At 41.4% G+C, this 15,265-nt stretch carries 11 protein-coding genes; 9 read left to right on the plus strand and 2 right to left on the minus strand.

The window, feature by feature from the left end; translation table 11 throughout:
• The first annotated feature begins 45 nt into the window (after positions 1-45).
• From nrdR to I3252_RS09045, 3 genes are all read left to right on the plus strand, one after another.
• Positions 46-504: a transcriptional regulator NrdR gene (gene nrdR, locus I3252_RS09035; protein WP_045453932.1), complete on the plus strand. Its 459-nt coding sequence runs from the start codon at positions 46-48 to the stop codon at positions 502-504.
• A gap of 94 nt (positions 505-598) precedes the next feature.
• On the plus strand, positions 599-1,654 hold the full coding sequence (gene ribD, locus I3252_RS09040) for a bifunctional diaminohydroxyphosphoribosylaminopyrimidine deaminase/5-amino-6-(5-phosphoribosylamino)uracil reductase RibD (protein ID WP_238034931.1): 1,056 nt from the start codon (positions 599-601) through the stop codon (positions 1,652-1,654).
• 418 nt (positions 1,655-2,072) lie between these two features.
• Entirely contained in the window at positions 2,073-2,747 is a 675-nt protein-coding gene (locus I3252_RS09045; RefSeq protein WP_238034932.1) for a riboflavin synthase, read from the plus strand.
• A 66-nt stretch (positions 2,748-2,813) separates the two neighbouring features.
• On the opposite strand, the gene I3252_RS09050 is transcribed toward I3252_RS09045, so the two are convergent.
• On the minus strand, positions 2,814-5,645 hold the full coding sequence (locus tag I3252_RS09050; RefSeq protein ID WP_238034934.1) for a response regulator: 2,832 nt from the start codon (positions 5,643-5,645) through the stop codon (positions 2,814-2,816).
• Positions 5,646-5,961: 316 nt separating this feature from the next.
• Between I3252_RS09050 and fmt the strand changes: the two genes are divergently transcribed.
• The 3 genes from fmt to I3252_RS09065 all read left to right on the plus strand — a co-directional run bounded on the left by fmt (position 5,962) and on the right by I3252_RS09065 (position 10,168).
• Positions 5,962-7,047, plus strand: coding sequence for a methionyl-tRNA formyltransferase (gene fmt, locus I3252_RS09055; protein WP_238034935.1), 1,086 nt, complete (start codon positions 5,962-5,964; stop codon positions 7,045-7,047).
• A gap of 119 nt (positions 7,048-7,166) precedes the next feature.
• Positions 7,167-8,735, plus strand: a complete 1,569-nt coding sequence (locus tag I3252_RS09060) for a transcription antitermination factor NusB (RefSeq protein ID WP_238034937.1) — start codon at positions 7,167-7,169, stop codon at positions 8,733-8,735.
• 80 nt (positions 8,736-8,815) lie between these two features.
• On the plus strand, positions 8,816-10,168 hold the full coding sequence (locus I3252_RS09065; protein WP_238034938.1) for a P-loop NTPase fold protein: 1,353 nt from the start codon (positions 8,816-8,818) through the stop codon (positions 10,166-10,168).
• A 2-nt stretch (positions 10,169-10,170) separates the two neighbouring features.
• On the opposite strand, the gene I3252_RS09070 is transcribed toward I3252_RS09065, so the two are convergent.
• Positions 10,171-10,707: a hypothetical protein gene (locus tag I3252_RS09070; protein ID WP_238034940.1), complete on the minus strand. Its 537-nt coding sequence runs from the start codon at positions 10,705-10,707 to the stop codon at positions 10,171-10,173.
• A 215-nt stretch (positions 10,708-10,922) separates the two neighbouring features.
• Here I3252_RS09070 and thrC point away from each other — a divergent pair, with 215 nt between their 5' ends.
• From thrC to dprA, 3 genes are all read left to right on the plus strand, one after another.
• A complete protein-coding gene (gene thrC, locus I3252_RS09075; RefSeq protein ID WP_238034942.1) occupies positions 10,923-12,344 on the plus strand; it encodes a threonine synthase in 1,422 nt (473 codons plus the stop codon).
• Between the two features lie 347 nt (positions 12,345-12,691).
• Entirely contained in the window at positions 12,692-13,801 is a 1,110-nt protein-coding gene (locus I3252_RS09080) for a LysM peptidoglycan-binding domain-containing protein (protein ID WP_238034944.1), read from the plus strand.
• A 76-nt stretch (positions 13,802-13,877) separates the two neighbouring features.
• The gene (gene dprA / locus I3252_RS09085) at positions 13,878-15,113 is read left to right on the plus strand and encodes a DNA-processing protein DprA (protein WP_238034945.1); all 1,236 of its coding nucleotides are present in this window, start codon (positions 13,878-13,880) and stop codon (positions 15,111-15,113) included.
• The last annotated feature ends 152 nt before the right edge of the window (positions 15,114-15,265 follow it).

Genomic DNA, 15,265 nt, shown 5'->3' on the forward strand with positions numbered 1-15,265 from the left:
TAGTGACTGTGATTTTTGCGCTTAATATTGAAATAAGGAAACGCTATGCATTGCCCGTATTGTAACGCGTCAGAGACTAAAGTTATTGATTCGCGTCTGGCGGCAGAAGGTGCGCAAGTCCGTCGTCGCCGCTCATGCAATAGCTGCCAAGAGCGTTTCACTACTTTTGAGATGGTAGAAGTAGTCATGCCTAGAATCATCAAGTCAAGCGGTAAAATTGAACCTTATGATAACGAAAAACTGCGTCGTTCTATCTTATTACCTCTACAAAAGCGCCCTATCACGATTGATGAACAAGAGGCGATGATCAGCCGTATTGAGAAGCGTGTTAGACAGATGGGTGAGCGCGAAATCAGTAGCAAGGTGTTGGGTGAGATCATCATGAGTGAGCTTAAAACGTTAGATGATGTTGCTTATGTGCGCTTTGCTAGTGTTTACCGCGACTTTCAAGATATTGATGCTTTTCATCAAGAGATTGCAAATATTCGTCCAAATGATAAGTAAATTGATGAATACAATCGAATCTTACCTATTTACTCTTTAGCTCAATTTTTTTCTTAGATAGAATTTTCTGTAATCATTAATGAAGTCTACTTTTATGCCAGTCTCAAACCATACTCAGAATGCGCAAGACCGCTACTTTATGATGCTTGCGATCGAACAAGCCAAACAGGGTTTATATACCACCAGACCTAATCCAGCGGTAGGCTGTGTCATCGTGCAAGCAGAAGCGATCGTCGGTCAAGGGTTTCATCCGAAAGCTGGTCAGCCTCATGCAGAAGTATTTGCGCTAAAAGAAGCGGGTGCGAGGGCTTTAGGTGCAAACGCCTATGTGACTTTAGAGCCTTGTAGTCATACGGGGCGTACGCCACCTTGTGCTTTGGGCCTTATTGATGCCGGTGTGAAACGTGTCGTAATCGCAGGGCTTGATCCCAATCCACAAGTGGCAGGACGTGGTGTGAAACTGTTAGAGCAGGCTGGAATTCAAGTGACAGTCGGTATATTAACCGAGCAAGCAGAAGCTTTAAATCGTGGGTTTTTAAAGGCAATGCGCACCCAGATGCCTTATGTACGACTGAAAATTGCCACCAGCCTTGACGGTCGTACCGCGATGGCATCTGGCGAGTCGAAATGGATTACCTCAGCGGCTGCCCGCGAAGATGTGCAGAAGCTACGTGCACAAAGTGGCGCGATTATTACCGGTAGTGAGACGGTTATCGCGGATAATCCACAGCTTAATGTACGTTCCAACCAATTAGCTGTGCCACCTGAACAAGTTCCTGCTCCTAAAGTTGTCGTACTCGATAGGCGTCAGCGCTTAGAACACAGCTTACAGTCTGACTATCAGTTATGCCGTCGACCGGATACGATTTATTGGCGCGAAGACAACTTGACTGAATTGCTAAAAAAATTAGTCCGTGATCATCAGTGTTATGACGTGTTGGTAGAGGCAGGGGCTAGTGTTACTGGTGGCTTCTTAAGCCAACAATTGGTAGATGAGTTGATTGTTTATCAGGCGCCTTGTTTGTTAGGCGCGCAAGCAAGACCGATGGTCGATTTTAACCCATTGTCTCTAGCTCAGCAGTTGCGTTTTAATATTTATAGCCATGAAACATTAAGTCCTGACCTTAAACTAACTTTATTACCGCTATAACTGGCTATTTATAAACAGATTATCCACAGTTTAGGCTAAATTTTTGCTAAGTGTGGATAAGCAGCCAGTGTCGTACAAGGTTCCACATGAAACTGTGTATAACTTTGTTTCACATGAAACAAAAACTAGATCTTTTATAAAAAAATTATATTAATCTAATGTAATCAGTAACTTAGGTTTTACTATTAATCTTTCTTGATATTAGCCAACATCTTGTTTTCTGTGGATAACTTAACGGAAATGCGTGTTTTAATACGTTATGAGTTGATTTGTCAGTACTTATCCACAATCTATCCCATCATAGGCTCAATTCAGCTCAAGTTGCCATAAAAAACTGGCTCAGGCAAATGCTGCCACAATATTAATAGATCAAAATATATTGTCTATAAAGACAACATCATAATGAAATGAGGTCGATATGTTTACTGGAATTATAGAGAGTGTTGGAAAGGTTAAGTCCATGCAGCCTACGGGCGGTGATATACGTTTGACGATAGAATCTGATGGTTTGGACTTTAGTGATGTGAAGCTAGGAGATTCTATTGCCTCCAATGGTATCTGCTTAACCGTCGTAGACCTAGGTAGTAATCATTACTCGGTCGATGTCTCACGTGAAACTATTGCTCGTACCGCATTAGAAACTTTAAAAGCTGGTCACACAGTGAATTTAGAGAAAGCGATGCTACCAACCACGCGTTTTGGTGGTCATATCGTCGCGGGTCACGTCGATGGTGTCGGCGTGGTCAGTAAGCTGCAACAAGATGCGCGCTCTATCTATATCGAAATCGAGATACCACAAGAGCTGGCGCACTATACAGCGACCAAAGGCTCTATCACGGTTGATGGTATTAGTCTGACGACCAACCTTGTACGAGACAATATTGTCTCTTTAAATATCATTCCACATACCGCACAAGTGACCAATATCGCTAAGCATTGGCTGGTTGGAAATAAAGTCAATATCGAAGTGGATATCGTCGCGCGCTATTTAGAACGTTTGTTAAATAAGTCGCAAACCAGTGGTATGAATACGTCAAGTCCGCAAAGCCAAATTACAGAAGCATTTTTAGCAGATAATGGTTTTATGAAATAGCTGATTTATGAAGTAATTGGTTTATAAAGTAATGGTTTAAACCTAAAAAGTAGGTTTTACAGATTGTCATAATTTTATGAAGCTCTGTAAAACCGACTCTAGCTCTTTTTTATTGATTGGCTTTGCTAAAAACTCATCCATTCCTACTTCTATACAAGCGTCGCGATCTTCTTTGGTATTGTTCGCAGTCAGCGCCACAATCGCAATTTTATCGCCTTGCGCACGAATCGCTTGGGTAGCCTGTAGCCCATCCATGACAGGCATGCGACAGTCCATCAAAATGAGTGAGATATCTTGACGCTGTTGTTGTAGCATATCTAACGCTTGCTGACCATCTTCTGCGACCACACTACGATAACCAAGTTTACTCAATATCTTGCACGTTATTTTCTGATTGGTTGGACTGTCTTCTACTACCAAGATAAGTGGCAATACATTCTCGTTGGCAGCTTTATCTGCTTCGCTTGCTAGCTGCTTATTCTCCTCTTTTATCTCTATGGTTTGAACCAGCTTCTGTCTCGCTGGTAAGGTTAAGCGCAGTAATTCAGAGAGCAATAAAGTCGCATCTAATGGTTTGCTCAAAAATCCTTCATATTTATCTAATAATATAGAGGGAATACGGCGCTCAGGTTTCATACTAAGTAGTATCTTTGGTAGCGACGGATTATCGAGTAGGGTATTTAATGCTTGTTGTCTATCATCATTCCCTATCGCCTGATTAGCGGAAGCAATAGACAGGGTTTCATAATATTCGTAATCTAATAGCAAGATAGGGGCGAGTCTTTGCTCGTCTTGCGCCAGTTTTGCGTTTAATTGTTGTAGATCTAATTTATCTATAGAAGTATAGATAGTAGCTGGCATCGATAAATATGCGCAAAAATCGCGCAGATGTTTGGCACGTAGTGGTTGTTTAATCACGGCTATTAGATGGATATGAGTCAAATGCTGACTATGATGATAAATAGGCTGATAATTTGGACGTCTGCAAGGCAGATAAAGATTCAGACTGCTGCCTTTAGTCATCGTGCTTTTTATTTCAATGAAACCACCCAATAATCGCGCAAAGCTATTGACGTTATTTAATCCTAGGCCTTGCCCAGTCGTGTTCTTTTGCATGTAATTAACGTTTCGATGGGTGTTTTGATTGCTGCTTTTATTAAGCTGAACCAACAGTTGATGTTGCTTCGCTATATCGATGCCCATACCGCTGTCTTTTATGCTAAAACGAATCCAGTCGTGTGAGGCATGATTGGGATTGTCTTTATTGATTTGACTATTTTTAATCAGTGTAGGGTCTTTATTAATATTTACTAAGCTTCGGTTTTTCGTTGCTAATAACTCTGCATTACTGACTGTTTCGATGGTCAGTGATACATAGCCAGAAGTGGTAAATTTCACTGCATTATCTAATAAGTCGTACAAGATTTGCTGTAGGCGCTGATGGTCTGTATCAATACAACGCGGACTGTCAGGTGCAAAAAAATACAGCAGCTCAAGTCCTTGCTGCCTTATCCTTTCTATAAATGACTGACTGACCTGTTGCCCCAGTCTATAAATATCAACAGGCTCAATGCTTAGGCGGGTTTTTCTTACCGCTATCTCCTCGATGTCTAGCACATCATTAAGCGTCGTGAGCATACTTTGACTGCTTTTAATTAAGGATATTAAAATGTCATTCTGCGCAGCAGTCAAGGTCTCAGGATCAATCGGTTCTAGCGTGTCAATCATTGCTTCTAATGGAAGGCGCAAATCATGACCCATCGTCGATTTAATCGTATTAAATTCATTAATTTGGCGTTGTAGCCGTTGATTTTGTTGCTGTAATTGCCCTATTTGACTGGCAAATTCATTAACGTTATTCAGCAGTACGGTAAAGCCGTGAACCTGACCATGTTCACCAAACCATGGCGTAACGTGCAATTGGTAAGTCTGTTCATTTTCCAACCCATAGACTGTTAAGGTACGAGTGACGCGTAGGTTGGATAATGTTTGCAGCAATCGTTGCGTGGATTCATCTTTACCCGCGATAAAATCCGTCAGTTCATAGTTGCTATCGCTTTGCGGTAAAGACATGAATATTTGTTCAAAGCGTTTATTGAAAAAGCTGATTTGACCATGACGCATGATCATCAGCATCGGTAAAGGGGATTGATCAACCAAACGTTCAAGACGATGTGTTAGGGTTTTAATGCGGCGATAGTCATTATGCAGCTGGTAGCTGACACGGCTCAGCGCATGGCCTAAACGCAGAAACTCAGGCGTAGATTTTTTTTGCAAAAAAGGCGGCGGACTATAGGCTTCTTTTGCGTGGCTACTTAGATTGTCCGTATAAATCAGCAGCTGTTCCCAATTGGTGCGACGATTGAGCATATACAGCAAAGCGATAATAAACAGCATGATCGCTGCCATCAATGGCAACCAGTAGCGATATGATATCCAGTCAATGATAAGCGGTTTATGGCGCAATATAATATAAAGCTGATGACCACTTTTGATTTTAATGGTGCCGGTTAAGTTGCGATTATTGAGCATGTAAGCACTATGACTGCCATTATTAGAAGGGGATGAGCTAATGATAGGAAACGTAACGTTAGCAAAAGCACGCTCATTGGGCTGAGTATGGCGATGGATATAAGTCTGCCCAGATGGCATCATAAAAACCAGCTGATAGCTTATGTCTTCAAATACGGGTTTTTCTAAAATCCTTTTAATGTCAGGGTTTAGAAGATCATCACGTTCAGTAACTTCATACTGCAATGTATGAAAAGTATCGATACTGTGTTGTTCACTGTGTTTTTTTATCTCGTGAAACAGCGCAAAATAATAGATAGACAACATGACCAGCAAGGTCAGTGCATAAAATATGAGTAAGCGCTGTAAGGACTGAAACTGTTGCATGAAAGCGTGGTCCTATATCGACACAAGAAACATAGTGAGTAAGTCATCAGTTTGGCACAGTAGCTGGTTTATTCAAGCCGTTTTATCTTTTACGGTTTTACAGCTATTATCTAGAAAAAAATGGTGAATGGCAGTGGAATATCGCTCAATCACGCATTGTTTTGTAAATAAACTCATCAATAAGAGCGCCCTGCTTGCTTTCTATTATAAAGACAAACCGTATCATTGGTAACGCTCGATTACCGTTATTACAACCATGGCACAACATCGCAAACTCACCTATAATGAGTCAACCAACCCTATATAATGCCTGTTTATGACTACAATTGCTTCTGCCTCCGATTTATCCATGCCATCTACGACGAAAGATTGCTCATCTAGTAAGCGCTTAAGAGTTGCGTTTGCTGGCACTCCTGAGTTTGCCGCCGTTAGTCTTGAGGCGCTTATCCGCCAGCAAGAAGCATTGAATATAGACATCGTCGCTGTGTATACGCAACCTGATCGCAAGGCAGGACGGGGTCAAAAATTATCAGCCTCTGCAGTAAAGCAAGTCGCATTGGCGCATGATATTGCCGTCGAGCAGCCTCTCACCTTTAAAAAATCTAGTAGTGAAGGGTTGATCGCACGTGAGACTCTGCGTAGTTATCAGCCAGATGTGATGATTGTCGCGGCTTATGGCTTGATATTGCCGATTGGTGTATTGACCACACCTACGTATGGCTGCCTCAATATTCATGCGTCCTTATTACCACGCTGGCGCGGTGCAGCGCCTATTCACCGCGCGTTATTGGCGGGTGATAGCGAGACTGGTATTACCATTATGCAGATGGATAAGGGCTTAGATACAGGTGATATGATCTACAAAATCAGCGCTCCTATTGAGGCTGATGATACGGCTGCTAGCCTCCATGATAAAATGGCTGAGCTTGGTGCAACGGCTATTATTACCGTGCTAAAGGACTTGCCACATTATCAAGCACAAGCAATCGCTCAAGATGACAGTCAAGCCAATTACGCTGAAAAACTCGTCAAAACTGAAGGTGAAATCAACTGGACACAATCCGCTACTGAAATTGAGCGACAAATTCGCGGTTTGACGCCATGGCCAGGTGCTTATACTTTTTTGGCAGGGCAGCGTGTCAAGATTTTAGCCAGCTTACCTGTGAATCCGTCGCAGCAAACCAATCAGCCTGCTGGTACGGTCATCAGCGTTGGACGCAAAGCGATATTGGTAGCTTGTGGTCATGACAGTAATATTGATAATGATGTCGAAAAACCGCAAGCCAGTACTTTAGCCATTACCCAATTACAGTTTGCTGGTGGTAAACCAATGACTGCCGAGCAAATCTGCCATGGCAACCAACTGAATGATGGTGACCAGTTCACAGCAGACTCAAAATAATTGCTCCTAAATCAGTTTAATACAGCTTAACCTTATTTATTTTTATATTCGTTATTTAATACCAAACACTCCAACTTTTATCAGACGCTAATTATTAGACGTCAAGGAAATTCAATTTAATGAGAAGCACTGCGCCAAGAAACAATAAGCTCAAACCGTCAAGCAACCTTATCATGAATGGTAGCGTCCGCGTCCGCGTCATTCGTACTTTACTGGCGATTCAAAATGGTCAGTCGCTTGCAAGCGTCCTTGACCCGTTATTGAACAGTTTGCATGATGGTGATAAAGGGTTTGCTCATGCGTTATTGCTTACCACGTTGCGCCAGTGGTATGCGCTTGAGCGCCTACTCGATAGTCTGGCTGATAACTCTATCGATGAAAAGGAAGTGCGTACGACGATTCAAGTAGGTTTGACCCAGCTGCTCTATTTGCAAGTGGCTGACCATGCGGCGATTCATGAAACGGTTGAAGCGGCAAAAGAAATTGAGTTTGCGCATGCGACGGGTTTAATCAATGCCATCTTGCGTAAAGTCGCTAAGAACCCAAGTAAGTTCCGTAAGAAGTGTGATAAAAAGCACAGCTTGCCTAATTGGCTTGCCTATCAGCTTAAGCAAGATTGGAGTGAGCAGTATGATGATTTGATGCAGGGTCTACGTCAACCTGCGCCGATGTTTTTACGTGTGAATACAGCGGTTACCTCGGTAGAGGATTATCAGCAAGCATTGGCGGAATTTGAAGTTGAAGCAGATTTGGTTGAGTTAACGAGTGGTTTACAACTTGAGAAATCGTCGGATACAGCCGCATCTAATAGCATATTAACCAAAGGCTTAAGATTACATCAAAGTACCGCAGTGAATGCCTTACCGCAATTCGCTGAAGGGGCGGCTAGCGTACAAGATATGCATGCTCAGCTTGCAGCGCCGCTTATTCATAAGGCTTTACTCAACAAGCTGAGTGTTGAAAACGATGACGCAGATGTCGATACAGACACCAATAACAACGAGATCCGCATTTTAGATGCTTGTGCCGCGCCGGGTGGTAAATTGGCTCATTGGTTAGAATTAATTAGCTCAAATGAGTCTCCGTTGTTTCACGTGAAACAAGACAATGCTGAAACGTCGCCTGTGATTTCGAAAGTTAAGCTGACTGCGATAGATAATGAGGCGCCACGTATCGAGCGTATTCATACTAATTTACAGCGCTTAAACCTAAGTCAGCACGACTTGCAGCAAGCTGAGAAAAATATCGAACTCAATATTGTCTGTGCTGATGCGACCACATGGCAAGGGGCGGGTAAGAAAAAGAGTAAGCTCGTATTTGACGCTATATTACTAGACTCACCTTGTACAGCGACAGGCGTAATCCGTCGTCATCCTGATATCAGTATCTTGCGTACTGAAGAAGACGTTGAGCAAACGGCATTGCTACAAGCCGATATCTTGCATAATCTATGGCCACAACTTAAAGTTGGTGGTTACCTCTTATACGTCACTTGCTCCATCCTAAAGCAAGAAAACGTCGAGCAGATGCAGGATTTTATGACTCACTATAATAATGTAGTAGCCATTGAATTTAGCGACGATTGTAATTGGGGTATCGAGCAAGCGATCGGTCGCCAGTGCTTACCCATAGATAGCGAGAGTGGCGATGGCTTTTATTATGCCTTGCTGCAAAAAACTGCTGAATAAACCGTAGCGCAGCAAAGAGCTAATGTAAGTAATATTCTAATTCGATAGAACTTGTGTATTAAGACTTTAAGGATGAGGCAATGGAATTAAGAAGACATAATGTCGAAGTTAATGATGCTGATCCTTTTGCAAATGATTGGTTGGACCGCAAGGGATTTGCTGACCAACTTACGAATATCGTTGAGAATAATAAACAAGGTGAAGTAGTCATAGGTCTTAGCGGACAGTGGGGTGAAGGTAAGACGACTTTTGTAAAAATGTGGCAAAAGCATATGGAGAAAAAAGAAGTTGCTTCCATCTATTTTGATGCGTTCGAATATGACTATCTGGAAGATGTATTTCTATCTTTAGCTATTGAGATATATAACTATGCAAAGATAAATAGTCTTACCGCAGAAGAGGATTATTTAAACAAGTCTAAGAGTACTTATCACCTTCTACAAGCTATGATAGCAAAAACATCACCTATTAATATTGACTCAAGTATTCAAGAAAAGTTAGGAGATAATTCGAACCAACCTTTTGATATTGCTAAAATTATTAAAGACAGTTTAAATTTTTCATTAGATAATGCTTTTGAACAAGCATTGAAGCAGAAAGAAGTATTTAGGGACTTTAAAAAATCTCTATCTCAACTTGCAAATCAAGCTTCAAATCAAGATATACCTCTTGTTATCATAATTGATGAACTAGATAGATGTAAGCCTAGTTTCGCTGTTGAGGTGCTAGAAAAGATAAAGCACTTATTTTTAGTAGAAGGAGTCATTTTTGTTTTATCTATGCATCACGAACAGTTAGAGGAATCAATAAAAAAGGTATACGGTCAGAATATAGATGCTCATACTTATTTGCAGAAATTTATTGATTATCCAACTAGATTACCAAAAGCTGAACTATCTAACGATAACAGTCGAAATAAATATTTTTGGAATCAGATTGAATTTTTAGAGTTACCTGTAATTTCTCGTGACAATTCATCGATAGAGAGCGCGTATAAATTATTTGTAGACCTGTCAAATTATTACTCTCTCTCATATAGACAGATAAATAAAGCTTTACAGAATTACAAGTATTTTCTAGCCAGCTTAGGCCTACGTTACGATAATATTTATCCTAAAATGTTTTTAATGGTACTTATAAGTATACTCAAAGTACAAAATGGTGCTTTAATTACCAAGATAAGAGACAACACAGTCATACGTGAAGACCTGATTCGAGTGATCCCAAAGTCTAATAAAAAATATAGTTATGGAGTTGAACTACTTCAAAAATTTATTGAGCTTAGTTTCTATAGTATTGAAGATTTTCAAGGTAGTGCATATAACTCTCATGAAAGACACTTCTATGATAATTTTGTTGAATCAATAAACCAAAATAAAAATGAAAGTCTTACTAATTTAATTAAGAGTTTAGAGTTTCTCGAAAACTATTAAATTTAGCTAAAGAATTTAACTACTTCCGCAGCTGTCACTCCTAGAATGCTTGCAATGGTCCCGTTATTAAGGAGGTCAAGTAGTTTGCTTTTCGCTTCGGTATCACCACTCTTTTCAATCTCATTGATTAAGGTTTGTAGATTGATATTAATATCAGTAGCATTATGGGTATTGGTTTGACTGTTGTTATTACCAAATTGGGCATTTCCACTAACATTGTAATTTGTAGTCATTTTTTCTTCCTTGTTGTGAATGATAGCAGTATCAAAACTGTCAATCAGTGTTTGTAAGTTATTTACCGTATCATTATCAGATATTGTATTGCTTGTATTCAAGTACACTTGGTTAAATACGTCTATCACTTGTATATTACAAGCATCATCTCTTAGTATCATAGAATAACCATCTACGAAAGCTATAAATTCATTTTGAACTTCTTCTAAATCTTTAACAGTGATACTGTTTGGGTTAGCTAGATATGCATTTATTTTGGTTTTAAAATTAGCTAGTATTGCTACCCATTCTGACTTATAAGACATTAGACTACCTGTAATCGTTTGAATTTTAGGTTCATGTTATCTTATATGTCTATACAAGAGCTATGACTTATCGGTGGTTTTTCAACGTTCATAGTAGAGGTTGGCAGGGCTATCTACAAAAACGTATAAACCGTTTATTTAATAGAGCTTGTCGCTAAATATATGCTACCCTTTTTCTATTTTAAATTAATATGATTCTTTGACAGGACAATCTAATGAAATATATCAGTACCCGTGGTCAGACAGCGCCGATGGATTTTAGTGATGTGCTATTAATGGGTCTTGCACCAGACGGTGGTTTGATGTTGCCTGAGCATTATCCGAATATTGATAGTGCGACGCTGACTGAATGGCGCACGCTAAGCTATCCACAGCTGGCGATGGCGATTATGCAGCGCTTTGCGACTGATATTCCTGTGGCTGATTTGCAAGACATTATTAAGCGCACTTATACCGCTGAGGTATTTGGCTCTGATGAGATTGTTCCTGTCCGTAAGCTTGAAGACAATTTATATATTCTAGGATTATCAAACGGTCCGACGTTAGCGTTTAAAGATGTTGCCATGCAGTTTTTGGGTAATGCTTTCGAATATGTACTAAAGAAGAAAGACGCGCGCATCACCATTATTGGTGCGACCAGTGGTGATACAGGCAGTGCAGCAGAATATGCCCTGCGTGGTAAAGAAAACATCGAAGTCTTTATGCTGTCACCGCACGGCAAAATGAGCGAATTTCAGCGCGCGCAGATGTATAGCCTGACCGATGATAATATCCATAATATCGCCATCGAAGGCATGTTTGATGATTGCCAAGATATCGTTAAAGCGCTACAACAGGATGCTAAGTTTAAAGCGGCTTATAACTTAGGGACAGTCAATTCTATCAATTGGGGTCGTATCCTAGCGCAAATCGTTTATTATTTTAAAGCCTATTTTGCCGTGACTTCAAGTAATGACGAAAAAGTTAGTTTTAGCGTGCCATCAGGCAACTTTGGTAATATTTGTGCCGGTCATATAGCACGAGAGATGGGTCTGCCGATTGAGCGTTTAATCGTCGCAACCAATGAAAACGATGTCCTCAACGACTTCTTTAATCAAGGTGCTTACCAGCCGCGTCCGACTGCCAAAACCTATATTACTTCAAGTCCTTCAATGGATATCTCCAAAGCGTCTAACTTTGAGCGCTTTGTTTATTTGCTACTAGAAAAAGACAGCGCGCGCGTTCATGAGTTGTTTGAAGGGGTGAAGTCTGGTCAAGGTTTTGACTTATCTGACTTGATGGATGCGGTCAACAGCCGTTACGGTTTTGCTGCTGGCAAGTCGACCCATAGCGACCGCCTGCAAACCATTAAAGCGCTTTATGAGCAGCATGGTGAGCTAGTTGATCCGCATACAGCTGACGGTATCAAGGTTGCTAAAGAGCTACAGTTAGAGGGTGAAATCATTGTCTGTGCGGAGACAGCGTTACCCGTCAAATTTGCTGACACAATCGTTGAAGCGATTGGGCCAATAGACATTGCTCGGCCAGCGCATACCGAAGGCTTGGAGAGCTTACCACAGCACGTGGTGGTGCTGGATAACAACGCTGAGCTGGTCGCTGAGCAAATTCGTCAACATGTGACGCCAAATCCAGCCTGAATTAATGCTGGACCTGTTATTAGCTTTGTTTAACCATTAAACAAGCGTCCACATAAAAGTTACGCCATTGTAATAAAGTGTTTATGATTGTGTTATGGTAGATATAATTGTAATATTAGAAACAGCGTCGGCGACTCATCATTTTGCTAGACGCTTTTTTAGTAATCATACCAGCCAATTACACTGAACAGCTGCCCTATAAGCGTCATGATAATCGTACGATTAAGTCCTTTTACGACCCTTATTGCTTGTCACTATTTTAATGACAGTCAAAGATTAAGGTTAAGTAATAGATCTAAATGATACTAATTGTGGCGACAACAGCGGTACATATTGTGGATATAACAATGAAGATGAGCTTAAAAAAGACAGCAAAAGCACTGGCAAAAGGATTATTAGTTACGACATTTAGTAGTGCAATGCTAATGAGTGCTGCCCACGCTAACAATCCACCACCAGCCATCAAAGCGGATGCGCCCAATCGCTATATCGTCAAAAAAGGCGATACGTTGTGGGACATCTCAGGACGTTATTTAGACAGTCCGTGGCGCTGGAAAGAGATATGGGCAACCAATAAGCAAATCAAAAACCCCAATCTTATTTATCCTAACGACATCCTTATCTTATGTGTGATTCAAGGTAAAACCTTAATTGGTGTTGATACTGGCGAAGGTTGTGCTGGAGTTGAAAAGCAGTTAACGGGTAACGTGGTATCTAGCACAGTTTCAGTCACTTCAACAGCCAACAGTATTCCACCGCTTCCGTGGTCTGCTATTCAACACTGGTTAGATAAGACAGTCATCGTTAATCCACAAGATTTTAATACCACCCCTTATATATTGGCTTCTAAAAAAGGCAACTTAATTACCGCTAGCGGCGATAAAGTGTATGCCAAAGGTGTGCCACTGATCGTCGGTCAGCGTTATGGTATCTACCGTGAAGGAGAGCTATATGTTGAGCCAAAAACCCAAGAAGTTATTGGTCTAGAAGTCACGCAAGTTGCGACGGGTTTGGTTACTTCGACAGAAACCAACGGCGTCAGCAGTTTGCAGCTCACCGACAGTTACGACAAAGAAGTACGTGAAGGTGATCGCGTATTCGTTGAGTTGAATAACTCTATTCCACCTGTGTTTTATCCAGCCCCTGCAATTGTCAGTCGTGGTGGCATGATTGTCCGAGTCATGGACTCAATCAGCTCAGCGGCGAAGGGTAGTGTCGTTGCTATCAACTTAGGTAGTACCCATGGTGCTAAGCCTGGTGATGTATTGACTGTCTATCAAAAAGGGGCCTTGATCCGCGATACCAAAGACAATGACACGCCAGTACGCTTACCAAATGAGCCAAGCGGTATGGTCATGGTATTCAATACTTTCGATAATATTAGCTATGCTTATGTGCTTGATTCAGAGCTACCATTAAACGTCGGCGACCAGCTGTTACCACCGCCATATCTATAAATGAGTACACTATAAGTGAGAACATGCTTATTTTTGGACGGGATATACTAACTTAGCCTATACGAGCTAGATGATTATGATGGCAGTTACTTCTTCTTTATCAGATGAGCAGCGCGCAGTACTGGCGCTGTGGACTGAGGTGAATGCATCATTATCTGCTTATCATAAGCTCATTACTTCTTTTGGCACAGCAGAGCTTGCTTGGTACGCCAAAGTAGATGCTTGGCGGCAATTGGGTATTCATCATAGCCATCTTGCCCGTCATGAACAGCCAGAGCATACGCAAGCCAGTATCGATAAAATTCAGCAAGCGCTCATCGAAGGGCGCTACGGTCTGCTATTTGCTGACCAGCCTGATTATCCCGCCCAGCTCTCGCAAATCTATGACCCACCGCCTTTATTATTTTACCGAGGCAATAAATCGCGTTTGCGTCAAGCGCAAATTGCGATCGTCGGTAGCCGAAAACCCACTGCCCATGCCCAAAAAATCACCTTTGATATCGCACAATATTTGGCGCAAGCTGGTTATATCATCACCAGCGGTCTTGCCATGGGTGTCGATAAACGAGCACATCTAGGTGCTTTAGCACAGACAGACGCTGAATATCAAGGTCGAACGATTGGGGTAATGGGTACGGGTATTGAGGTCAATTATCCCAATCATCATGATAAATTGTTTGCCCAAATAATTGAGCAAGGCGGCTGTATTATTAGTGAGCTGTTGCCGCATACAATGCCACATAAGCATACGTTTCCACGGCGTAATCGTTTGGTCGCTGGATTGAGCTTAGCAACGATTGTGACGGAGGCGACCATTCAGAGTGGTTCGCTGATTACCGCGCGTTTAACCTCGGAGCAGGGTAAGCAAGTTTTTGCCATTCCAAGTCATATTGATAATAGCAATGCAGAAGGCTGTCATCACCTGATACGTGAAGGTGCGACTTTAATTTATCATCCGCAGCAAGTGCTAGAGGATATCAATAGTCAGTTGCCATATAACAGTCATTCATTTCAATCAACGGTCTTATCTACATTTAGTCGCAGTCAGACAGAAAACCCTTCAGAAAACGTTAGTAGTTCTACTGCAGATACTGGCAAGCTAGCATCATCCAATATTAAACCTTCTCCCAGCGCTATCGTCGTACCAGAGCATTTGATGCTTGTGTATGAGCAGCTTGATTGGCACGGGCAGGATTTAGATGCGCTGATTATCGCTACCAAACTTGCCACACCGCAGCTGATTGGACAGTTAATGGAGCTTGAATTATTAGGCGTCATTAGTGTGCAAGGCGGAAGGTATTTGCGCGTCTAAAATCGTACTTTCTATCGCTTTAGGCTTTTCACTTATCTACTGCCAAGTGATTGACTACAGTACAATCTAGGGCGTGTCATCAATTAGATTGTGAGGCTTAAAATGAGAAAAATTGTAGATAAACAAGGAAGCAATTGCCGTTAATATGAACA

The sequence above is a fragment of the Psychrobacter sp. Ps4 genome, from assembly GCF_022129285.1.
Classification (GTDB): Bacteria; Pseudomonadota; Gammaproteobacteria; order Pseudomonadales; family Moraxellaceae; genus Psychrobacter; species Psychrobacter immobilis_A.